Below are 20,343 nucleotides of genomic sequence, written 5' to 3'. Positions count from 1 at the left end.
CGCCGCCCAGGCGAGGGGGCGGCTCACTTCTTCGGGGCCCACTTCTCGACGTTCCACCACGGGCCCGACGCGAGGCCGTGGTCGTGCGGCTCGACCTGCGTGGACAGGCCGTCCCAGCGGTCGTTGACGACGTACAGGTGGTCGATGTGGGTGAGGAAGGTGTAGCCGGGGTTCTTCATGAGCTCGCGCTGGACGGTGTCGTACGCGTTCTTGCGGGCGGCCCGGTCGCCGCTCTTGCGGGCGTCGTCGAGGGCCGTGTCGACGACGGCGTTGGCGTACGACGCCATGTTGTTGAAGCCGTCGCCCGCGAGCGAGGACTTGAGCAGGTTGTACTGGTCGAAGTCCGGGTCGCCCGGTGAGCCGCCGCCGGCCAGGACCGCGTCCTGCTTCATGCGGGGTTCGATGACCTCCCAGGTACCGGACTGGGTGGTGACGGCGATGCCCGCCTTCTTGGCGTCGGAGGCGAAGGCGAGGGCGTGGTCCTGGCGGAGCTTGTCGCCGGAGAGGTACCACAGGGGGAAGGCGGCCTTCACGCCGTCCTTGACGCGGATGCCGTCGGCGCCCGGCTTCCAGCCCGCGTCGTCCAGGATCTTCCGCGCCCCGGCCAGGTCGTGGGCGCGTTCGGTGCCCGCGGCGAACCACTCGCTGCCGGTGGGCACCGGTCCGTAGGCGGGCTTGCCCGCGCCTTCCAGGATGCGGTCGACCATGGCCTGGCGGTCGACGGCCAGGTCGAGGGCCCGGCGCACCGCCGTGTCCCCGGCGACCTTGTTGCCGGTGGGCAGGGTGACGTCGCGGTAGTCGTACGTCGTGGCCGCGTACGTCTTCTTGCCCTGGTCGCCCTTGAACGTCTTGGCGAGGTTGGGCGGCAGGATCGCGCCGTCGAGGTCGCCGACGCGCAGCCGGGTCGCGCGCACGTCGTCGTCCTTGATCACCGCCATCGTGAACTTGCGCACGGCGGGCGCGCCGCCCCAGTAGGACGGGTTCGCCGCGAAGGTGATCTTCTCGCCCTTGGACCACTTGGTGAGGGTGTAGGGGCCGGTGCCGACCGGGGCGCTGGAGAAGGCGCCGGAGTTGACGTCCTGCTGGGCCGCGACGTGTTCGGGGACGATGGGCAGGACGGTGCGCTGCGCGAACGGCGCGTAGGGGTACTTGAGCGTGAAGACCACCGTGTCGTCGCCCTTGGCCTCGACGGACTTGACCGCGTCGAGCTCACCCTTGGACGGGTTGTTGGTCTTCGGGTCGAGGATCTTCGTGTAGGTGAAGACGACGTCCTTGGCGGAGAACGGCTTGCCGTCACTGAACTTCACGCCCTGGCGCAGCTTGTAGGTGTAGGTCAGCCGGTCCGCGCTGACCTCGGGCAGCGCGATGGCGAGAGCGGGCCGCGGCTTCATGTCCGCGTCGAGGGTGAGCAGCCCGTCGAAGAGCTTGGAGTTGCCGTCCTTGCCGTAGCCGAGCAGCGGGCTGAGCGTCTCGGGTTCGTACGCGATGCCGACGACCGCGGAGTCCTTCCCCGCGCCCGCCGCCGTGGCGCCGCCCGGGTTCGAGCAGGCGGCCGTGCCGACGGCGAGCGCCCCGGCCAGTACCGCGGCGGCCGTGGCGCGTATGGAACGGGCGGTCATGCGGCCCACACCCCTTGCTGAAGATCAACTGCTATTGCGAACAAATCGCAATTAAACCCGCATGTAAAGGAGTGGTCAAAAGCGACGGCCCCGGTCCGCGCGAAGGACGCGGACCGGGGCCGTTCACGGTGAGGGCGCGGGGCAACTGCCGTGGTGCCGGACGGGTGACGCCCGGCCCCTTCTCAGGGCGCGCGCAGGTCGATCAGTTCGGCGAGGGCCGCACGGTGTTCACCGGCCGAACCGAGCGCTGTCTGCGCCGACTTGGCGCGCTTGAGGTAGAGGTGGGCCGGGTGCTCCCAGGTCATGCCGATGCCGCCGTGCAGCTGCACACACTCCTCCGCGGCGTGCACCGCGACCTTGGCGCAGTACGCCTGGGCGACGGCCACCGCGAGGGGGGCCTCGGGGCTGCCCGTGGCGAGCGCGTCGGCGGCGTTGCGCGCGGCGGCCCGCGCCGAGACGACCTCCAGCCAGAGCTGCGCCATCCGGTGCTTGAGCGCCTGGAAGGAGCCGACCGGCCGGTTGAACTGCTTGCGTTCGCGGGCGTACGTCACCGTCTCGGTCAGGCACCACTCGGCGACCCCGAGCTGTTCGGAGGCCAGCAGTCCGGCCCCGGCGAGCAGACCCCGGCGCACGGCCGCGGACGTCGCCTCCGCACCGGCCAGCGGCGTCCCGACCACGCCGTCGAGGCGCACGGCGGCCAGCGGCCGGGTCAGGTCGAGCGGGGTGAGCGCGGTCAGGGCCGCGTCGCTCGCGTCGACGGCGTACAGGCCCTCCTCGGTCGGCACCAGGAGCACGTCGGCGGTGGCCGCGTCGGCGACCGCCGTGACGGTCCCGGCGAGCGCCCCCGGCAGCCGCACCGTGTGCGGTCCGGCCGAGAACGGCACGGCGAGGGCCGCCGTGCGGTTGCCGGACGCCAACTCCCGTACCAGGCGGGCGACTTCCTCGGTCTCGGTGTCCAGCGCCAGGAGCACCTCGGTGGCGACCACCGAGCTCGTCAGGTACGGCACCGGGGCCACCGCGCGGCCGATCTCCTCCAGGACCACCGCGGCCTCGCGGTGCGAGGCGCCCTGTCCGCCGAGCTTCTCGGGCACGAGCAGCCCCGCGAGCCCCATCCCGGCTCCGAGCGAGCGCCACAGCTCCGGGTCGTACGGCGCGTCCGACTCGGCGCGGGCGAGCGCGGAGGGGGTGTCGGTGCGGTCGGCCAGCAGGGACCGCACGGCGGCCCTGAGGTCGTCCTCGGCCTCCGAGTACAGCAGGTCCGGGGCGGCCGCTTCGTCGGTCTGTGCGGTCATCGGGACAGGTCCTTCCAGGCGACGTCCTTGTCGTTGCGCGGCTCGGCGGGCAGGCCGAGGACGCGTTCGGCGACGATGTTCAGGAGCACTTCACTCGTGCCGCCCTCGATGGAGTTGCCCTTCGAGCGCAGATAGCGGTATCCGGCGTCCCGGCCGGTGAAGTCGACGAGTTCGGGACGGCGCATGGTCCAGTCCGAGTACAACAGGCCGTCCTGGCCAAGGAGTTCGACCTCCAGCCCACTGATCTCCTGGTTGAGGCGGGCGAAGGCGAGCTTCATGCCCGAGCCCTCGGGGCCGGGCTGGCCCGCGACGAGCTGCTGGCGCAGCCGCTCACCGGTGAGCCGGGCCACCTCCGCCTCCACCCACAGGGTGAGCAGGCGCTGGTGCAGGTCGTGGGTGCGCAGCTCGGGCCGTTCGCGCCAAGTCCGGGCGACGGGACCGATCATGCCGCCCTCGCGGGGGATGCGCATGCCGCCGATGGAGACCCGCTCATTCATGAGGGTGGTCTGGGCGACCTTCCAGCCCTCGCCGATCTCCCCGAGCCGGTGGGCGTCGGGGATGCGCACGCCGGTGAGGAACACCTCGTTGAACTCGGCCTCACCGGTGATCTGGCGCAGCGGCCGCACCTCGACGCCGGGGTCGGTCATGTCGCAGATGAAGTAGCTGATGCCCTGGTGCTTGGGCAGGCCGGGGTCGGTGCGGGCGATGAGGATGGCCCAGCGGGCGAGGTGGGCGCTGGAGGTCCACACCTTCTGCCCGTCGACCACCCAGTCGTCCCCGTCGCGTACGGCCCGGGTCCCGAGCGCCGCGAGGTCCGAGCCCGCGCCGGGTTCACTGAACAGCTGGCACCAGACCTCCTCGCCCACCCACAGGGGCCGCAGGAAGCGCCGTTTCTGCTCCTCGGTGCCGTACTTGAGGACGGTCGGAGCTGCCATGCCGAGGCCGATGCCGATGCGGCGGGGGTCGTTGTCGGGCGCTCCGGCGGCGGCGAGCTCGGCGTCGACGACGGCTTGCAGGGAGCGCGGCACGTCCAGACCGCCGAGGCCGACCGGGTAGTGCACCCAGGCGAGCCCCGCGTCGAAGCGGGCCTTGAGGAAGTCGAGGGGCGCGGTCGTGGCGGGCGGGTGAGAGGCGAGCAACTCGCCGGCCCGTGCGCGGAGTTCGGCTGCGTCGGTCATCGGTCGGCTCCGTCCGTCAGGACGACCACCCGGCCGGTGGTCGTGCCGTCGGCGACGCGCTGCACGGCGGCCGCGGCGTCCTTCAGCGGGACCCGCTCGCTGATGAGCGGCTTGATCGCGCCCTCGGCGGCGAGCTTGGTCAGCTGCTCGTGGCAGCGCGCGATCGACGCCGGGTCCTTCTGGGCGTACAGCCCCCAGTGCAGTCCGACGATCGAGTAGTTCTTCACCAGCGCGTGGTTGAGCGCGGGCGCCGGTACGGATCCGCTCGCGAAGCCGACGATCACGATCCGGCCCTCGAAGGCGACGCACTTGGCGGACTTCGCGTACGCGTCGCCTCCGACGGGGTCGTAGATGACATCGGCGCCGCGCCCGCCGGTGGCCTCCTTCACCCTGGCCACGAGGTCGTCGGCGCGCCGGTCGATGACCACGTCACACCCCAACTCCCGTGCCACCGCGGCCTTTTCGGGTCCGCCGACGACTCCGATGACACGGGCTCCCGCGACCTTGCCGAGTTGCACGGCCGCGCTGCCCACTCCCCCGGCGGCGGCGTGCACGAGCAGCGTCTCGCCCTCCTGGAGACGCGCCCGCCGGTGCAGTCCGAACACACCGGTCTGGTAGCCGATGTGCAGGGCCGCGGCCTCGGCGTCGTCCAGCGCGTCGGGCGCGGGCAGCAGGGCCGCCTCGTCGGCGACGACGTACTCGGCGAGGCCGCCGTGGGGCAGCGCCGGGTTGGCGATCACCCGGCGGCCGTCCTCGGTCTCGCCGCAGATCTCCACCCCCGGAGTGAAGGGCAGCGGCGGGCGGATCTGGTACTGGCCGCGGCAGAGCAGCGCGTCGGGGAAGTTGATGTTCGCGGCACGCACCCGCAGCAGCACCTGGCCCGCACCCGGCACCGGCCGGTCCACGTCTTCGAGCCGCATCACCTCGCCCGGCTCGCCGTTCTCGTGCACTCGCCATGCCTGCATTCGGGGCCTCCACACGCCGGGCGCGATACGGCTGCGTACCGCTGAGTACCTTCCACTGCTCCGAGGCATACTAAGCGGTCGCTTGCCCCAGGGGAAAGGGCTCGCCTCGGCCGGGCCCCTCCGGGCCCGAGGCCGGTGCCGCACGGCCATGGCGGTTTCGGGTGGCAGCCGGTAGAGAGACGCCATGGACGACACCGCCGCACAGCCGCCGCGTCCCGCGCACCCCGGGCTGCCCGCCCCTCCCCCGCCGGGCACCTGCGCGCTGCCGCCCGGCACGTACGAGGGAAGCGTGGTCCTGGTGACCGGCGGCGGGTCGGGGCTCGGCAAGGCGATGGCGGCCGAGTTCGCGCGGCTCGGCGCCGATCTCATGATCGTGGGCCGCTCGGCGGACCGGCTCGGGGCCGCCGCGGAGGAGCTGGCCCGGCTCGGCGGGCGGGTGGCGGTCGCGGTGTGCGACATCCGGGAGCCGGAGCGGATCGCCGAGGTCTTCGACGCGGCCGAATCCACGCTCGGCCTCCCGGCCGTCCTCGTCAACAACGCGGCCGCCAACTTCCCCTCTCCGGCCGAGGACCTGTCGCCGAACGCCTGGCGGGCGGTGCTGGACATCACCCTGACCGGCACATGGTTCATGACCCGCGAGTTCGCCCGCCGTCATCTGGCGGCCGGCACCCCCGGCTCGGTGATCAGCATCGGCGCCTCGTACGCCTGGACCGGCGGGCCCGGCCACGCCCACTCGGCCGCGGCGAAGGCGGGCGTGCGCAATCTGGTCGAGACGCTGGCCGTGGAGTGGGGCCCGTACGGGATCCAGGTCAACGGGCTGGTGCCCGGGCTGATGCCGCACCCCGACCTCCCGGAACCGGTCCGCGCGAGCCTCGACCGGGCCGCGGACGACGGCGAACTGGCCCTGCGCCAGCCCGCTCTGCGGGTGGGCGAGCCGCGCGAGCTCGGCTGGGCCGCCACCTTCCTCGCCTCCCCCTACGCCCGCTTCATCAGCGGCCACACCCTGGTGGTGGACGGCGCGAACTGGCAGCGGCGCGCCTTGGTGACACCGCCCGTGCGCAGTGTGCGCGACCAGCTGGGCCGGGGGCCGTTCGGGCAGTAGCCCGGCTCACCTCCCCTCGAAGGCCGCGGGGCGCCGGGCGGCCTTGGCGGCGTAGCCCTCGCGGGCGTCCTCGGAGGTGAGGGTGAGGGCCGCGGCCAGGGCCGTGCGGTCGAGCGCCTCGGCGAGACCCGCGTCGGCGAAGGCGTCGATCGCGCGCTTGACGGAGCGCACGGCCAGGGGCGCGTTGGCCGCGATCCCGGCCGCCACCTCACCGGCCGCCGCCCCCAACTCGCCCAGGGACACGACCTGTTGGAGCAGGCCGATGCGTTCGGCGGTCGGCGCGTCGATGCGGCGGCCGGTCAGAGCAAGCAGCTTGGCCCAGCCCGCGCCCGCGTCGCGCGCGATCCGCAGATCGCCTCCGGCGTCGACGGCCACCCCGATGCCGGTCTCCGGCAGCGCAAAGACGGCGTCGTCGGCGGCGATGCGGATGTCGGCCATCAGCGCGAGCTCGAAGCCGAAGCCGAGGCAGTACCCCTGCACCGCGGCGATCACCGGCTGCGGGAGGCGGGCGAAGGCGGCGAAGCGCTCATGGGCCCAGCGGATGCCCTCGTAGTAGCGGTGGGTGCGTTCGGCCGGGGAGCGTCCGGTGATGGCGCCGCCGGGCGCGGCGACGTCGATCCCGGCGCAGAAGGCCCGTCCCTCGGCCCGCAGCAGGACGACCTTGACCGACTCGTCGAAGCGGATACGGTCCGCCATCAGGCCGAGTTGGCGGCTGGACTCCCAGCTCCAGCCGTTCAGCTTGTCGGCCCGGCACAGGGTGAGGACGCCGATGCCGGAACGGGTGACCTCCAGCCGCATGCGCTCCTCGCCCTCGGCGACCCGCCGGTCCAGGGTGTCGATCATCACCGCGCCCCTTCCCTATGCTGACTACCCGTCAGGTCTGTCGAGACTAGGGGACTTCCGCGTGCGGCGCACCCCTGGGGCGGGTGACGGTGCGGGGCGGTGACGCTCGGGCCCGGGCTTCGTGAAGCCCTCGCTCTTCGTTGGGCCCGCGTTCACCGGTTACCCCCGCCACCTCACACCGAACACCGCGAGACTGACTGGCAGGTCCACGTCACTAGTCTCAACCGACAGCTCTGAAAGGGGCGTTCATGGCCGAGTTGACACGACGCAGACTGCTGGGATCGGCGGCCGGAGCCCTCGGTGGCGCGGCGGCGCTCAGCCTGCTGCCGCCCAGTGTGCAAAAGGCCGTCGCCGCCGGACCACCCCCAAAGGGCTCCCTGCGCGACGTCGAGCACGTCGTCATGCTGATGCAGGAGAACCGGTCGTTCGACCACTACTTCGGCACCCTCTCCGGCGTGCGCGGGTTCAACGACCCCGACGCCCTCAAGCTGCCGGGCGGGCGCTCGGTGTTCTACCAGCCCGACACGGCGAACCCGAGGGGCTACCTGCTGCCCTTCCACCTGGACACCCGCAGCACGAGCGCGCAGGCCATCCCGTCCACGAGCCACGCCTGGGCGGTCCAGCACCAGGCCTGGAACGGCGGCAGGATGGACCGGTGGCTGCCCGCGCACCGCAAGGCGGACGGCGCCAACGGGCCCTATGTCATGGGCTATTACACCCGCGAGGACATCCCGTTCCAGTTCGCGCTCGCGGAGACCTTCACGATCTGCGACAACTACTTCTCCTCCGTCTTCGGTCCCACCTGGCCGAACCGGCTGTACTGGATGACGGGCAGCATCGACCCGGGCGGCACCAAGGGCGGCCCGGTGATCAGCAACTCCGCGCCGTCGCCGTACCGCTGGACGACGTACGCCGAGCGGCTCCAGGCCGCGGGCGTCAGCTGGAAGGTCTACCAGCAGGACGACGACTACGGCTGCAACCTGCTGGAGCAGTTCAAGGCCTTCCGCGACGCCAAGCCCGGCTCACCGCTCTACGAGCGCGGAGTGCGCCCGCAGCCCGAGGGCACCTTCGAGGACGACGCACGGGCCGACCGGCTCCCGGCCGTCTCCTGGATCATGCCGACCAGCCACCAGTCCGAGCACCCCGACTACCTGCCCGCGGCGGGCGCGGACTTCGTGGCACGCAAGATCGAGGCCATCGCGTCCAACCCGAAGGTGTGGGCGAAGACCGCGTTCATCCTCAACTACGACGAGAACGACGGCCTGTTCGACCATGTGCCGCCGCCGACCCCGAAGGCGGGCACCGCCGACGAGTTCGTCGGCGGGCTGCCCATCGGCGGCGGATTCCGGGTGCCCGCCATCATCGTCTCGCCCTGGACCGTGGGCGGCTGGGTGGCCGGCGAGGCCTTCGACCACACCTCGGCGCTGCGCTTCCTGGAGCACTTCACGGGGGTCGCCGAGCCCAACATCAGCCAGTGGCGTCGCCGCACGTTCGGCGACCTGACCTCGGCCTTCCGGTTCAGCGCCACCGCACCCCGGCCGCCGAGGCTGCCGGACGACACGGCCAAGCAGCTGGAGGAGGCCAAGCGCGAGGTGGCCACCCTGCCGAAGCCGAAGCTGCCCGGCGCCGACCAGTCCTTCCCCCGGCAGGAACCAGGACAGCGCCCGCACGTATGACCCGCCCCACCGCGAGACGCCTTCCCCGCCCGGCTGCTCCCGGCCGGGCGGGGAAGGCCCGCCCCGCTCAGGCCGCGGGGCTCGCGGACGGCGACGGGGATCCCGGACGACGTTGCGGAAGCAGGGCCTTGCAGACCTGGAAGGCCTGCGCGGACTTGGGGTCCGCGGTGTTGAGGCCGCGCGGGCCGCCCGCGCCCGGCGACGCCGAGGGCAGTACGACCCCGTGGTCCTTGAGGCAGCTGGTGAAGGCCTTCATCGCCGTACCGCCGCTGCCGTTGAACCGCGGGCGCTCGCTCGCGCAGGCCTCGATGGCCTGCCGCTGCGCCGGATCGGCCGAGGCCCCGCCACCGAAACCACCGAACCCGCCGGGCCCCCGCGAGCCGTCGCCCGGCCGGCCGGAACCCCTTGGCCGCGCGCTGCCGCTGGGCCGGGGTGCCATCGTGACCCCGTGCTGGGCCAGGCACTGCCGGTAGGCGTCCCTTGCCTTGGCCCCGGCCGAGGCGGACGCGGAGGGCGACGCCTGGGCGCTGGTGCCCGCGGCCGAGGACGAGCAGGCCGCGAGCAGCAGGCCGCACGCCGCGACGGCGCCGGCGCGGAGCCCGGCCCGCACGGCGATGGCGGCCCGCGCGGTGGCGGGCCGGCGCTTGGTCCAGGTCATGTCCGGTCTCTCCTCGGTGCGGTGGTCCGACGACGGCCCCGCCGGGCGTCGGTACGCCGTCGGCGACCCATGACTGAACCGCACCCGGGTGGGCGCCTCCGGGGGAACGGCTGGGAGTTCCCTGGGCGAGAGGGCGGCCACGGGACCCCAGGGGCCCGGGTGAGCGGACGATACGCACCCGCACGTCCGCGATGCGCCGTTTGACCGGCCTTCGCGCTCCCAGGGAACTCCCAGAAAGCTCCCAGGACTTCCAAAGTGCGGGCGGCCAGGATCCGCCGTCATGAAGGTGCTCCCACGACGGCGCAGAGCCGTCCTGATCAACTCGGTGCTCGGCGTGGCCGTCCTGGCCGGCGCCGGCGGCGCCTACGCGGCGGTGACCAGCCACAGCGACTCTCCCGCGCGGGCCGACGCGAAGACGGTCACGGTCGCCAGGGGCACGGTCCTCGCCACCGTGTCCGGCTCCGGATCCCTGGCCTCGCCGAGCGACGCGGGGGTGAACTTCACCACGGGCGGCAGGCTCACCGAGGTCGACGTCAAGCCCGGCGACAAGGTCACCAAGGGCCAGGTGCTCGGCAAGGTGGACGCCACCGCGGCCAGGGAGACCCTCGCCCAGGACGAGGCGTCGCTGACGGCAGCCCAGGCCAACCTGACCAAGGTGCAAGAGGGCCAGCCGAGTTCGAGCACCGCCTCCGGTACGGGCGGCGGCTCCGCCACGCGCGGCTCCGCCAAGGTCGCACCCGCCCCGGCCGCCTCCCCGACGGTCGACCCCGCGCAGCTCGCGCAGGCCGAGGCCCAGCTCACCCAGGCCCAGAACGCGGTGGACGCGGCGCAGCGCGCGGTGGACGGCACCACCCTGACGGCCCCGGTGGCCGGGACCGTCGCGTCGGTGTCGGCCAAGCCGGGCGACACCGTCTCCGGCACCGGCGGCAACGGCGGCTCGGGCGGCGGCGCCGGCGGCTCGGGCGGCGGCGCCAACTCCACGGGAAACAGTGGCAGTTCGTCCTCGTCGACCCTCACGGGCTTCGTGGTGCTCACCAACCCGTCCGGGATGCAGGTCACCGCCAACTTCTCCGAGGCCGACGCGCTCAAGCTGCGGCCCGGCCAGGCCGCGACCGTCACGCTGAACGCGGAGCCGGGCACGGCCCTCAACGCCAAGGTCCTGTCGGTCAGTTCCCTTCCCGTCAGCAGCGGCTCCGGCTCGGGCGGGGGCGGCAACAACGGCTCGGGCAGCGCCGTGCAGTACGCGGCCACCCTCACCATCACCAGCCCCACGGCCGAGCTGCGCACGGGGCTCAGCGCGAGCATCCAGGTGGTCACGGGCGAGGCGTCGGGCGCCCTGTCGGTGCCGAGCGCCGCGGTGACCGGCACCGGCGCGGGCCGCACGGTGACCGTGGTCAAGGCCGACGGCACCACCGAGCGCACCCCGGTCACGGTGGGCCTGGAGGGCGACAGCGCCGACCAGATCCTCAGCGGGCTCAGCGAGGGCGAGAAGGTCCAGCTGCCCAGCGTGTCCGCGGCGGGCAACGGCGGCTTCCCCAGCGGCGCCTTCCCCGGCGGCTTCGGCGGCGGTGGCGGGCGGACCCGTGGCGGCGGCGCCGGGGGCGGTGGCTCCCGCGCCGGTGGCGGCGGGGGTGGCCGCGGATGACGCCGCCCCTGTGGTCGCGCGGTGCCGCCGTACTGCCCGAGACGGCGCCCGACGCGGGCCCCTGGGACCCCGCTCCGGTGATCGAGGTGCGCGCGCTGACCAAGACGTACGGGCACGGCGACGCGGCCGTGCACGCCCTCAGCGGCCCCCTCGACCCGGCGAGCGGCAGGGCCCTGGGCCTCGAACTGGCCGTCCAGCAGGGCGACTTCATGGCCGTGATGGGCAGTTCCGGCTCCGGCAAGTCGACCTTGATGAACATCCTGGGCTGCCTCGACGTGCCGACCTCCGGGCGGTATCTGCTCGACGGCATCGACGTGGGCGGCCTCGACGAGCGCCAGCTCTCGCTGGTCCGCAACCGCAAGATCGGCTTCGTCTTCCAGTCGTTCAACCTCGTGCCGCGCACGTCCGCGCTGGCCCAGGTCGAGCTGCCGCTCGCGTACGCGGGGGTGAGGCCGGCCGAGCGGCGCAGACGGGCCGAGGCGGCCCTGACCCTGGTCGGGCTGGCCGACCGGATGGACCACCGCCCCAACGAGCTCTCCGGCGGCCAGCAGCAGCGCGTGGCCGTCGCCCGCGCCCTGGTCACCGCGCCCGCGATGCTGCTCGCCGACGAGCCCACCGGCAACCTCGACAGCCGCAGCACCGCAGAGGTGCTCGCGGTCGTCGACCGCCTGAACGCGGCGGGCCGCACCGTCGTCCTGATCACCCACGAGGACGAGGTGGCCCGGCACGCCAAGCGCGTCGTCCGGCTCGTCGACGGAAGGATCGTCGAGGACGTGCGGCAGGCGCCCGTGGACGGCCCGCCGCCCGCCCTGCGCGAGGACGACTCGCTGGTCGGAGGCGGCCGGTGAACGCGTTCGAGACGCTGCGCTTCGCCTTCGGCGGGCTCGCGGCGAACAAGGTGCGCTCCGCCCTGACCATGCTCGGAGTGCTGATCGGCGTGGCCGCGGTCATCGTGCTGCTCGCCGTCGGCAACGGCTCCTCGCAGGCCGTGAAGGACTCGATCGAGAAGCTCGGCACCAACGCGCTGACGGTGTCATCGGGCGGCGGCTTCGGCGGCTCGCGCTCCTCGGGCGCCACCGTCACCAAGCCGCTCACCCTGGACGACGCGAAGGCGCTCGCCGACCCCGCGACGGCACCGCACATCGAGTCGGTCGCGCCGGAGACCACCACCTCACAGACCGCCCTGTACGAGGGCACCGCACACACCGTCGGCCAGGTCGTGGGGACCTATCCCGCCTACTTCAAGGCGTCCAACAGCAAGGTGGCCAAGGGCGACTACTTCAGCGCCGACGACGTGCTGGGCTCGCGCAAGGTGGCCGTGATCGGCTCGACCACGGCGACCGACGTGTTCGGCACCACCGACCCGGTCGGCAAGAAGATGACGCTCGGCGGCACGCCGTTCACGGTGGTCGGAGTGCTCGCCACCAAGGGCGGCACCGGGTTCCAGGACCCGGACGACGTGGTGGTCGCGCCGCTGCCGACCGTGCAGAACGCCTTCACCGGCTTCGGTTCGATCGGCCAGATCCTCGTCGAGGCCACGTCGGCCGGCGCCACCACGCCCGCGCAGAACGAGATCACGACCGTCCTGATGGGACGGCACGGCATCAAGGACCCGAACGCGCTCGACTTCCGGGTCAGCAGCCAGGCCTCCCTGCTCACCACGCAGGCGGACACCAACAGGACGTTCACGGTGCTGCTCGGCGCGGTGGCCGCGATCTCGCTGCTCGTCGGCGGGATCGGCATCACCAACATCATGCTCGTGACGGTGACCGAACGGACCCGGGAGATCGGCATCCGCAAGGCGATCGGCGCCCCCAGGGGCGTCATCCTGGGGCAGTTCCTCGCCGAGTCGACGCTTCTGTCGCTCATCGGCGGCGGTCTCGGCGTCGCGGCGGGCCTGATCGGCTCGCACTTCACCATCGTCGGCATCAAGCCGGTGGTCATCCCCGAGTCGGTCGTCGGCGCCTTCGCCATCGCGGTGGCCATCGGCCTGTTCTTCGGCGGCTATCCGGCCGGCCGCGCCGCGAGCCTGCGGCCCATCGAAGCCCTGCGGCACGAGTGAACCCCATGGACGGACAGGGAGAAGCGGACATGTTCAGCAACGCCGAGATGGTGGAGAGCGCCGTCCCGACCACGACCGGCGGCCCGGAGCACATCCTCGCCGAACCCCCGGACGCCCGGGACATCGCGGCCGAGCTCAGCGCTCCGCCCCGGCCCCGGCTGCCGTGGCTCACGCTGCTGCTGTCCGGCGCTCTCGTGGCGGGCCTCGCCTTCGCCGGGGGCGCCCTGGTGGAGAAGGGCCAGAACCAGAGCGGCAGCCCGTCCGGAGCCACCCGCGGCGGGCAGAGCGGCCAGCGGCAGGGCTTCGGCACCGGCCCGGTCGGGGCGGCCGGGCTGACCATCGGTACGGTGAAGCTCGTCGACGGCAGCACCCTCTACGTCACCGACACCCAGGGCAACGTCGTGAAGGTGACGACGGCCGGCAGCACCCAGGTAACCGAGGCCAAGAGCGGCAAGGTCTCCGACCTGCAGCCGGGCCAGACGGTGACGGTGCGCGGCAGCCAGAATGCCGCCGGGGACGTCGCGGCGACCACCGTCACCGAGGGCGGCGCGAGCGGCTTCGGCGGTGGCCGGGGCTGATCGTCCATCCACCGCCCACGCCGCCACGAGGAGGAAACCGATGGCCCCGACGGATCCGGTCGCGCCCGAGGCGAGCCTGCTCGTCGTCGACGACGAGCCCAACATCAGGGAACTGCTCTCGGCCTCGCTGCGCTTCGTCGGCTTCCGGGTCGTCTCGGCGGCCACCGGGGCCGACGCGCTGGCCGCCGTCGCCAAGGAGCGCCCGGACCTGGTGGTGCTCGATGTGATGCTGCCCGACATGACCGGTTTCGCCGTCGTGCGCCGGCTCCGCGAGGAGTCCGGCGCAGGCGCGGGACCGGACCATCTCCCGGTGCTGTTCCTCACCGCCAAGGACGGCGTCGACGACAAGATCAGCGGTCTGACGGCGGGCGGCGACGACTACGTCACCAAGCCGTTCAGCCTGGAGGAGCTGATCGCCCGGATCCGCGCGATCCTGCGCCGCACGGGCGGCCCGAGCGGCGAGGGCCGGCTGGTGGCGGGCGATCTCGAACTCGACCCGGTGGGCCATCAGGTGCTGCGCGGCGGGCGGCCCGTCTCGCTGTCGCCCACCGAGTTCAAGCTGCTCGCGTATCTGATGGCCAACGCCGACCGGGTCGTGTCCAAGCCGCAGATCCTCGACCATGTGTGGGCGTACGACTTCGGCGGCGACCTCAGCATCGTCGAGTCGTACATCTCGTACGTGCGCCGCAAGGTGGACTCCGGGGCCGACGGCGCGCCCAAGCTCATCCACACCGTACGCGGCATCGGCTATGTGCTGCGCCGCCCGCAGTCCTGAGGTGCCCACCCGATGCTGAGACACCTCCGGGGGCGGCTCGGCCGGCTGCCGCGCCGCTGCGGCGCGCTGTCGCTGCGCTCGCGCCTCGTGCTGCTCGCCATGGCCCTGGTGGCGCTCGGGCTCACCGTGAGCGACACCGTCGTGCTCAGCTCGGTGCGCGGCCAGTTGGTGCAGCGCGTCGACCAGCAGCTGAACCGGTTCGGGGACTCGGTGGCGCACCGGGTCGGCGTCGAGGGCACCCCGGGTCCCCGCGCGGGCCGCTCCGGCGGCCGGGCCTGGCTGCCCAGCCAGTACGTGATCGCGTTCGCCGCCGCCGACGGCAGGGTCACCGAACAGTTCCGCCAGCCCGTCGCTGCGGGCGACCCCCGGCCGCTGTGGCCGGTGATGGACGCGAAGGCGCTGCGGGCCCGCATGGGCAAGCCCTTCGAGGTGCCCAGCGACCACGGGGGCGGCAGCTGGCGGATGCTGATCGTGCCGGTGGACAGCGGCGACCCGGCGCTGCCCGCCGGGGTGGTGGTGGCCGCGCCGCTGGAGGAGGTCTCCTCCACGGTCGACCACCTGGCGACCTCCTTCCGGCTCATCGGCGTCGTCGTGGCGCTGCTGCTCGGCGTCGCGGGCTGGTTCGCGGTGCGGGCGGGGCTGCGCCCGCTGCGCCGCATCGAGGCCACCGCGGCCGAGATCGCCGCCGGCCGCCCGCTCTCGCACCGGATGCCGGACGCCTCTCCGCGGACCGAGGCGGGCCGGCTGACCAGCGCGCTCAACGGCATGCTGGCGCAGCTGGAGTCGGCGTTCGCCGCGCGCGCCGAGTCGGAGGAGCAGATGCGGCGCTTCGTGGCGGACGCCAGCCATGAACTGCGCACGCCGCTGGCCGGCATCCGGGGCTTCGCCGAGCTGTACCGGATGGGCGCGCTGCCCGCCGAGGCCGACGTGCGGCGCACGATGGCCCGGATCGAGAGCGAGGCGGTACGCCTGGGCGGTCTGGTCGAGGACCTGCTCACCCTGGTCCGCATGGACGAGCAGCGGCCGCTCCAGCTCGCCCCGATGGATCTGCGCACCCTGGCCGTGGACGCCCTGCACGACACGCGGGCCCTGGACCCCGCGCGCGAGGTGACCCTGACCGGGCCAGGCGGCGCGGGCGCGCCCGGCCCCGCCCCGGTGCTCGGCGACGAGGCGCGGCTGCGCCAGGTGGTCGCGAACCTCGTCGGCAACGCCGTGGCGCACACCCCGTCCGGTTCGCCGGTACGCATCGGCGTGGGCGCGGCCGGGAGCCACAACATCATCGAGGTCGCCGACTCGGGCCCCGGACTCGCCCCCGAGCAGGCGGCCCGGGTCTTCGAACGCTTCTACCGCGTGGACGCCTCGCGCAGCCGGCAGGAGGGGGGCGGCGCCGGCCTCGGCCTGGCCATCGCCTCGGCGCTGGTCCAGGCGCACCACGGCACGGTCGAGCTGGAGACCGCCCCCGGCGAGGGCGCCGTCTTCCGGGTGCTCCTGCCCGCCGCGCCCTGAGCGGGCCCGGCTCCCACTCCGGCGGACCGGCCCGAGTGCGCGCGGCGGCCAGGGCTCCTAGCGTGGGTCCATGATCCGGTTCGAGCAGGTCAGCAAGGTCTACCCGGACGGCACCCGCGCCGTCGACGACCTGTCCTTCGAGGTCGCGAAGGGCGAACTGGTCACGCTGGTGGGACCGTCCGGCTGCGGCAAGACCACCACCATGATGATGGTGAACCGGCTCATCGAGCCCACCGCCGGCCGCATCCTCGTCGAGGGCGAGGACATCGCCACGCTCGACCCGGTCAGGCTGCGCCGCCGGATCGGCTACGTCATCCAGCAGGTCGGCCTCTTCCCGCACCGCACCGTCCTCGACAACACGGCGACGGTCCCGGCGCTGGTCGGCTGGAAGCGCGCCAAGGCCCGGGCACGGGCCGCCGAACTGCTCGACCTCGTCGGCCTCGACCCGACGACGTACGGCCCGCGCTACCCGGCCCAGCTCTCCGGCGGCCAGCGCCAACGGGTGGGCGTGGCCCGGGCGTTGGCGGCGGACCCGCCGGTCCTGCTCATGGACGAGCCGTTCGGAGCGGTCGACCCGGTGGTGCGCGAACGCCTCCAGAACGAGTTCCTCGGCCTCCAGGCGACCGTACGCAAGACCGTCCTCCTGGTGACGCACGACATCGAGGAGGCCGTGCGGATGGGCGACCGCATGGCGGTGTACGGGGCCGGGCGCATCGAGCAGTTCGACACCCCGGCGTCGGTGCTCGGGGCTCCGGCCACCTCGTACGTGGCCCAATTCGTGGGCGCGGACCGGGGGTTGAAGCGCCTGTCGGTGACGCGGGTGGAGCCCGACGATCTGGAACAGCCTCCGCTCGTACGGCTCGACGAGCCCGCCGGGGCGGCCGCGGCACGGCTGCGCGGCGAGGACGCGCGGTGGGCCGTGGTGCTCAACGAGGAGGGCGAGCTGCACGGGTGGGTCGCCGTGGAGGAGCTCTCGGCGGCCGGGGCCGGGTCGGTCGGCGACCTGGCCCGGCGCATGGAGGCGTGGGTGCCGGTCGGGGCGCCGCTCAAGCAGGCGTTCAGCGAGATGCTCCAGTACGACGCGGGCTGGGTGGCCGTGGTGGACGGCGCCCGCTTCGTCGGCGTCCTGACCCCGGCGAAACTGCACGAGGCGCTGCGCCGGTCGGTGGACGCGGACGCGCTGGGGGTGGCCCGGGGCGACGTCGACTTCGACTCGGTCGCCGACGCGTAGGAGGGCGGTGGACGGCGCTCCCTCCTGCGGCCCTTCACGCGGAAATCGGGCCCCGCACGCCTCTTACCTTCCGCGGACCGGCTGGCTACCATCCGGTAGCCCTCGCACAGGGCGCCCCACACCCACCCCCGCTGGAGCCGCCATGCGCCTCGCCACCGCCGCCACCGCGCTCGCCCTGCTCACCGGCACCCTCGCCCCCGCCGCCCAAGCGGCCCCGCGGTCGGCCTCCGCGCCGATTCCGGTCGTCTTCGTGCACGGGCGCAATGCCGACCCGGGCGTCTGGGGCACCATGAAGGACCGCTTCCGGCAGGCCGGTTACCCCGACGGGGTCCTCTTCGCCTGGGGGTACGACTCCAGCCAGTCGACCAACGAGGTGCTGGCCGGCCGGTTCGCCGCGTACGTCGACTCCGTGCGCGCGCGGACCGGCGCCGCGCAGGTGGACATCGTCGCGCACAGCCAGGGCAGCCTGCCCACCCGCTGGTACGTGAAGTTCGGCGGCGGCGCCGCGGTGGTGCGGCACTGGGTCTCGCTCGGCGGGCCCAACCACGGGACGAGTCTGGCCTGGGCGTGCGCCATCTGGGACCAGGGATGCCGGGACATGACGCCGAACTCGTACGTCGAGAGCCGTCTGGCGAGCGGCGACGAGACGCCGGGCGCCACCCGGTACGCCACGTTCTGGTCGGACTGCGACGGCTTCATCCTGCCCAACAGCAGCGTGCCGCTGTCCGGCGCCGTCAACACCGACGCCGGATGCCTGGCGCACAACGACCTCCTGACCGACGCCCCCACCGCCCAGGGTGTGCTCACCTTCCTCAAGCAGTAGGCGCGTTGTGGTCAGATGAGGTGCTTGGACTTCAGGTAGTCGCGGGCCACGTCCTCGGGCAGTCGCCGCCAGCTGTCGACCTGTTCGTTCAGGGAGGCGAGGTCGGCGGTGGTGAGCACCGTGTTGAGCCGGCCGAGCGCGCCGGTCACGCCGGCGCTGCCCGCCCGTGAGCGGTTCACCACCGGCACGATGTAGTCGGCGTTCTGCAGATGCTTGTCGTCGGCCAGCAGCACCAGGCCGAAGCCGGAGAGCGTGGCGTCCGTGGTGGTGGTCAGGACCATCTGGTCCTGACCGCTCTGCACGGCCTGCTTGGCCTGGGTCGTGCCGACTCCCTTGGGGTCGACGGCCGTGACGTTGATCCCGTACGTCTTCTTCAACCCGGGCTCGCAGTAGGGACGCTGGACGCACTCGTCGCCCGCCGCGAGCCGTACCGGAAGCTTCGCCGCACCGAGGTCGCTCAGCGTCCTGAGCCGGTGCTCGCGCGCGTAGGACTGGGCGACGGCGAAGGCGTTCTGGTCCACCGCCCTGCCGGGGTCGAGGACGGTGAGCCCGCGGGGGCCGGCCAGGGCGCGCAGGGCCTTCATCGTGCGGTCCAGGTCCGGGGAGCCGACGGGCTTCGCGTCGGGGCCGTGGGTCTTGGAGTTGAGCCAGTCCGCGAAGGTCGCCGCGTACTCGGGCACCATGTCGATCTGGCCGTTCTCCAGGGCGGGTTCGTAGATCTCCCGGTTGGTGACCGAGAGGATCTTCGTGCCGTAGCCCGCCCTGCCGAGCAGCAGCGCGTACATCTGGGCGAGGAGGTCGCTCTCGGTGAATCCGGCGGTGCCGATCGTCAGGTGCTTGCTGTCGCCGGGGGGCGCGGTGACCGCTCCCTGTCGCTCCAGGCTCGGCCCGGTGGCGCAGGCGGTGACCGCCGTCAGGGCGAGGACGGCCGGGAGCAGGCGCGGCCTCATCCGAAACCGCCCCTCGCCCACCGCGGCGCCAGGCGCTGGACCGCCTCGAAGACGCCCTCCACCACGAGGGCGAAGACCGCCACGAGCACGGCGCCCGCGACGACCTGAGGGGTGGAGGCGAGGTTGAAGCCCGCGGTGATGATCCGGCCGAGCCCGCCGCCGCCCGCGAGGGCCGCGAGGGTGGCGGTTGCGACGAGCTGCACGGCGGCGATGCGGACGCCGGTGAGGATCAGCGGGAGGGCCAGGGGCAGCTCGACGCGGAGCAGGAGTTGACGTCCGGTCATGCCCATGCCCCGGGCCGCGCGCACCACGTCCCGGTCGACCTCGCGCATGCCCACGTAGGCGTTGGTGAGCAGCGGCGGCACGGCGAACAGGATGAGCGCGATGATGGTCGGCCACTCGCCGTGCTTGCCGAGCGGGGTCAGCAGGAGCAGCACGAGAACGGCGAAGGTGGGCACGGCACGGCCCACGTTCGAGATGTTGACGGCGAGCGTGCCGCCCTTGCCGAGGTGGCCGAGCACGAGGGCCACCGGCAGCGCGATGAGGCAGCTCAGGACGAGGCACAGCGCGGTCAGCCAGAGGTGTTCGCCCAGCCGGTGCCAGATGCCGTTCTCGCCCGACCAGTGGGCGGCGGAGGTGAGCCACGACCAGGCGTCGGAGAGGGTGTTCACGCGGGTTCCGCCCGCGTCCAGGGCGTCAGCAGGCGCTGGATGGCCAGCAGCACCAGATCGGCGGCCACGGCGATCACGACGCACAGCACGGACGCGGTGAGCACCTGCGCCTTGAAGTAGGTGTTCATCCCGGAGTAGATCAGGTTGCCGAGTCCGCCGTAGCCGACGATGGCGCCGACCGTCACCAGCGAGACCGCGGAGACGGTGGCGATGCGCAGACCCGCCATGGCGGCGGGCACAGCGAGCGGGAGTTCCACGGCCAGGAGCAGCCGTACCGGCCCGTAGCCCATGCCGCGGGCCGCCTGCCGGGTGTCCTCGGGTACGGCGCGCAGCCCGGCCAGGATGTTCCGTACGAGCAGCGTCAGGGAGTACAGGACCAGACCCGCGATGACAATCGAGGCGGAGAGGCCGTAGACCGGCAGCAGCAGCGAGAACATGGCGAGGGAGGGGATGGTGTAGAGGATCGTCGTCACCCCGAGCACCGGTCCCGCGGCCCAGCGCCAGCGGCGGGCCGCGACGGCCAGCGGTACGGCGACGAGCAGGCCGAGCGCGACGGAGACCGCCGTGAGGTGGAGGTGCTGGAGCACCGCGTCCCAGAGGATCTGGCGGCGGCTCGACAGATAGGCGCCACAGATCCAGTCATTGCGCGCGAGGCAGTCGTCGGGAGGCGCGGTCACCCGTTCATTGGAGCCCGCGGCCCCGGACGGCCGCGCGTCCTGGTGGTCTGTTCGGGGCACACATTGTCAGAGCGGGGCAAAAGGGAGACGCT

Annotated in this window: 19 protein-coding genes; 10 read left to right on the top strand and 9 right to left on the bottom strand. The window is 73.2% G+C overall.

Annotated features, from left to right (window positions below; genetic code table 11):
- Positions 1-23: 23 nt before the first annotated feature.
- From DT019_RS17130 to DT019_RS17115, 4 genes are all read right to left on the bottom strand, one after another.
- Positions 24-1,619, bottom strand: a complete 1,596-nt coding sequence (locus DT019_RS17130) for an ABC transporter substrate-binding protein (RefSeq protein ID WP_114037695.1) — start codon at positions 1,617-1,619, stop codon at positions 24-26.
- A 182-nt stretch (positions 1,620-1,801) separates the two neighbouring features.
- Positions 1,802-2,911 carry an acyl-CoA dehydrogenase family protein gene (locus tag DT019_RS17125; protein ID WP_114037694.1) on the bottom strand — a complete coding sequence of 370 codons (1,110 nt, stop codon included), beginning with the start codon at positions 2,909-2,911 and terminating at the stop codon, positions 1,802-1,804.
- A complete protein-coding gene (locus DT019_RS17120) occupies positions 2,908-4,089 on the bottom strand; it encodes an acyl-CoA dehydrogenase family protein (protein WP_114037693.1) in 1,182 nt (393 codons plus the stop codon). Before DT019_RS17120 ends, DT019_RS17125 begins: the two co-directional genes overlap by 4 nt.
- Positions 4,086-5,054 (bottom strand): NADPH:quinone oxidoreductase family protein, encoded by a 969-nt coding sequence (locus DT019_RS17115; protein ID WP_114037692.1) that lies wholly within the window; start codon positions 5,052-5,054, stop codon positions 4,086-4,088. The genes DT019_RS17120 and DT019_RS17115 overlap by 4 nt, the downstream gene beginning before the upstream one ends.
- Positions 5,055-5,238: 184 nt before the next feature.
- Here DT019_RS17115 and DT019_RS17110 point away from each other — a divergent pair, with 184 nt between their 5' ends.
- Entirely contained in the window at positions 5,239-6,156 is a 918-nt protein-coding gene (locus tag DT019_RS17110; protein ID WP_114037691.1) for an SDR family oxidoreductase, read from the top strand.
- 6 nt (positions 6,157-6,162) lie between these two features.
- On the opposite strand, the gene DT019_RS17105 is transcribed toward DT019_RS17110, so the two are convergent.
- The gene (locus DT019_RS17105) at positions 6,163-6,999 is read right to left on the bottom strand and encodes an enoyl-CoA hydratase/isomerase family protein (RefSeq protein WP_114037690.1); all 837 of its coding nucleotides are present in this window, start codon (positions 6,997-6,999) and stop codon (positions 6,163-6,165) included.
- Between the two features lie 248 nt (positions 7,000-7,247).
- Between DT019_RS17105 and DT019_RS17100 the strand changes: the two genes are divergently transcribed.
- A complete protein-coding gene (locus DT019_RS17100; protein WP_114037689.1) occupies positions 7,248-8,675 on the top strand; it encodes an alkaline phosphatase family protein in 1,428 nt (475 codons plus the stop codon).
- 67 nt (positions 8,676-8,742) lie between these two features.
- On the opposite strand, the gene DT019_RS17095 is transcribed toward DT019_RS17100, so the two are convergent.
- Positions 8,743-9,333: a hypothetical protein gene (locus tag DT019_RS17095; RefSeq protein WP_114037688.1), complete on the bottom strand. Its 591-nt coding sequence runs from the start codon at positions 9,331-9,333 to the stop codon at positions 8,743-8,745.
- 280 nt (positions 9,334-9,613) lie between these two features.
- Here DT019_RS17095 and DT019_RS17090 point away from each other — a divergent pair, with 280 nt between their 5' ends.
- The 8 genes from DT019_RS17090 to DT019_RS17055 all read left to right on the top strand — a co-directional run bounded on the left by DT019_RS17090 (position 9,614) and on the right by DT019_RS17055 (position 17,953).
- On the top strand, positions 9,614-10,978 hold the full coding sequence (locus DT019_RS17090) for an efflux RND transporter periplasmic adaptor subunit (protein WP_114037687.1): 1,365 nt from the start codon (positions 9,614-9,616) through the stop codon (positions 10,976-10,978).
- Positions 10,975-11,826, top strand: a complete 852-nt coding sequence (locus DT019_RS17085) for an ABC transporter ATP-binding protein (RefSeq protein ID WP_114037686.1) — start codon at positions 10,975-10,977, stop codon at positions 11,824-11,826. The genes DT019_RS17090 and DT019_RS17085 overlap by 4 nt, the downstream gene beginning before the upstream one ends.
- Complete coding sequence (locus tag DT019_RS17080; RefSeq protein ID WP_114037685.1) at positions 11,823-13,040, top strand: ABC transporter permease; 1,218 nt, start codon at positions 11,823-11,825, stop codon at positions 13,038-13,040. The genes DT019_RS17085 and DT019_RS17080 overlap by 4 nt, the downstream gene beginning before the upstream one ends.
- A 29-nt stretch (positions 13,041-13,069) precedes the next feature.
- Positions 13,070-13,618 carry a DUF5666 domain-containing protein gene (locus DT019_RS17075; protein ID WP_114037684.1) on the top strand — a complete coding sequence of 183 codons (549 nt, stop codon included), beginning with the start codon at positions 13,070-13,072 and terminating at the stop codon, positions 13,616-13,618.
- A 40-nt stretch (positions 13,619-13,658) separates the two neighbouring features.
- A complete protein-coding gene (locus tag DT019_RS17070) occupies positions 13,659-14,393 on the top strand; it encodes a response regulator transcription factor (RefSeq protein ID WP_114037683.1) in 735 nt (244 codons plus the stop codon).
- A gap of 12 nt (positions 14,394-14,405) precedes the next feature.
- Positions 14,406-15,899, top strand: coding sequence for a sensor histidine kinase (locus DT019_RS17065; protein WP_114037682.1), 1,494 nt, complete (start codon positions 14,406-14,408; stop codon positions 15,897-15,899).
- A gap of 70 nt (positions 15,900-15,969) precedes the next feature.
- The gene (locus DT019_RS17060) at positions 15,970-17,130 is read left to right on the top strand and encodes an ABC transporter ATP-binding protein (RefSeq protein ID WP_114037681.1); all 1,161 of its coding nucleotides are present in this window, start codon (positions 15,970-15,972) and stop codon (positions 17,128-17,130) included.
- A 142-nt stretch (positions 17,131-17,272) separates the two neighbouring features.
- Positions 17,273-17,953 carry an esterase/lipase family protein gene (locus DT019_RS17055; RefSeq protein WP_114037680.1) on the top strand — a complete coding sequence of 227 codons (681 nt, stop codon included), beginning with the start codon at positions 17,273-17,275 and terminating at the stop codon, positions 17,951-17,953.
- A gap of 11 nt (positions 17,954-17,964) precedes the next feature.
- On the opposite strand, the gene DT019_RS17050 is transcribed toward DT019_RS17055, so the two are convergent.
- The 3 genes from DT019_RS17050 to DT019_RS17040 are packed head-to-tail and all read right to left on the bottom strand — an operon-like array spanning position 17,965 to position 20,251.
- The gene (locus DT019_RS17050) at positions 17,965-18,903 is read right to left on the bottom strand and encodes an ABC transporter substrate-binding protein (RefSeq protein WP_114037679.1); all 939 of its coding nucleotides are present in this window, start codon (positions 18,901-18,903) and stop codon (positions 17,965-17,967) included.
- A complete protein-coding gene (locus DT019_RS17045; protein ID WP_114037678.1) occupies positions 18,900-19,574 on the bottom strand; it encodes an ABC transporter permease in 675 nt (224 codons plus the stop codon). The genes DT019_RS17050 and DT019_RS17045 overlap by 4 nt, the downstream gene beginning before the upstream one ends.
- Positions 19,571-20,251 carry an ABC transporter permease gene (locus tag DT019_RS17040; protein WP_114037677.1) on the bottom strand — a complete coding sequence of 227 codons (681 nt, stop codon included), beginning with the start codon at positions 20,249-20,251 and terminating at the stop codon, positions 19,571-19,573. Before DT019_RS17040 ends, DT019_RS17045 begins: the two co-directional genes overlap by 4 nt.
- Between the last annotated feature and the right edge of the window lie 92 nt (positions 20,252-20,343).

It is taken from the genome of Streptomyces sp. SDr-06 (assembly GCF_003324565.1).
Lineage (GTDB): Bacteria > Actinomycetota > Actinomycetes > Streptomycetales > Streptomycetaceae > Streptomyces.
The sequence above is the reverse complement of the archived record's forward strand: the minus strand, read 5'-3'. Positions and strand labels throughout refer to the sequence as shown.

What these genes read in the sequence shown, in the direction of transcription:
- DT019_RS17130 (WP_114037695.1), bottom strand. Translation starts at nt 1,619, where the DNA reads ATGACCGCCCGTTCCATACGCGCCACGGCCGCCGCGGTACTGGCCGGG.
- DT019_RS17125 (WP_114037694.1), bottom strand. Translation starts at nt 2,911, where the DNA reads ATGACCGCACAGACCGACGAAGCGGCCGCCCCGGACCTGCTGTACTCG.
- DT019_RS17120 (WP_114037693.1), bottom strand. Translation starts at nt 4,089, where the DNA reads ATGACCGACGCAGCCGAACTCCGCGCACGGGCCGGCGAGTTGCTCGCC.
- DT019_RS17115 (WP_114037692.1), bottom strand. Translation starts at nt 5,054, where the DNA reads ATGCAGGCATGGCGAGTGCACGAGAACGGCGAGCCGGGCGAGGTGATG.
- DT019_RS17110 (WP_114037691.1), top strand. Translation starts at nt 5,239, where the DNA reads ATGGACGACACCGCCGCACAGCCGCCGCGTCCCGCGCACCCCGGGCTG.
- DT019_RS17105 (WP_114037690.1), bottom strand. Translation starts at nt 6,999, where the DNA reads ATGATCGACACCCTGGACCGGCGGGTCGCCGAGGGCGAGGAGCGCATG.
- DT019_RS17100 (WP_114037689.1), top strand. Translation starts at nt 7,248, where the DNA reads ATGGCCGAGTTGACACGACGCAGACTGCTGGGATCGGCGGCCGGAGCC.
- DT019_RS17095 (WP_114037688.1), bottom strand. Translation starts at nt 9,333, where the DNA reads ATGACCTGGACCAAGCGCCGGCCCGCCACCGCGCGGGCCGCCATCGCC.
- DT019_RS17090 (WP_114037687.1), top strand. Translation starts at nt 9,614, where the DNA reads ATGAAGGTGCTCCCACGACGGCGCAGAGCCGTCCTGATCAACTCGGTG.
- DT019_RS17085 (WP_114037686.1), top strand. Translation starts at nt 10,975, where the DNA reads ATGACGCCGCCCCTGTGGTCGCGCGGTGCCGCCGTACTGCCCGAGACG.
- DT019_RS17075 (WP_114037684.1), top strand. Translation starts at nt 13,070, where the DNA reads ATGTTCAGCAACGCCGAGATGGTGGAGAGCGCCGTCCCGACCACGACC.
- DT019_RS17070 (WP_114037683.1), top strand. Translation starts at nt 13,659, where the DNA reads ATGGCCCCGACGGATCCGGTCGCGCCCGAGGCGAGCCTGCTCGTCGTC.
- DT019_RS17065 (WP_114037682.1), top strand. Translation starts at nt 14,406, where the DNA reads ATGCTGAGACACCTCCGGGGGCGGCTCGGCCGGCTGCCGCGCCGCTGC.
- DT019_RS17060 (WP_114037681.1), top strand. Translation starts at nt 15,970, where the DNA reads ATGATCCGGTTCGAGCAGGTCAGCAAGGTCTACCCGGACGGCACCCGC.
- DT019_RS17055 (WP_114037680.1), top strand. Translation starts at nt 17,273, where the DNA reads ATGCGCCTCGCCACCGCCGCCACCGCGCTCGCCCTGCTCACCGGCACC.
- DT019_RS17050 (WP_114037679.1), bottom strand. Translation starts at nt 18,903, where the DNA reads ATGAGGCCGCGCCTGCTCCCGGCCGTCCTCGCCCTGACGGCGGTCACC.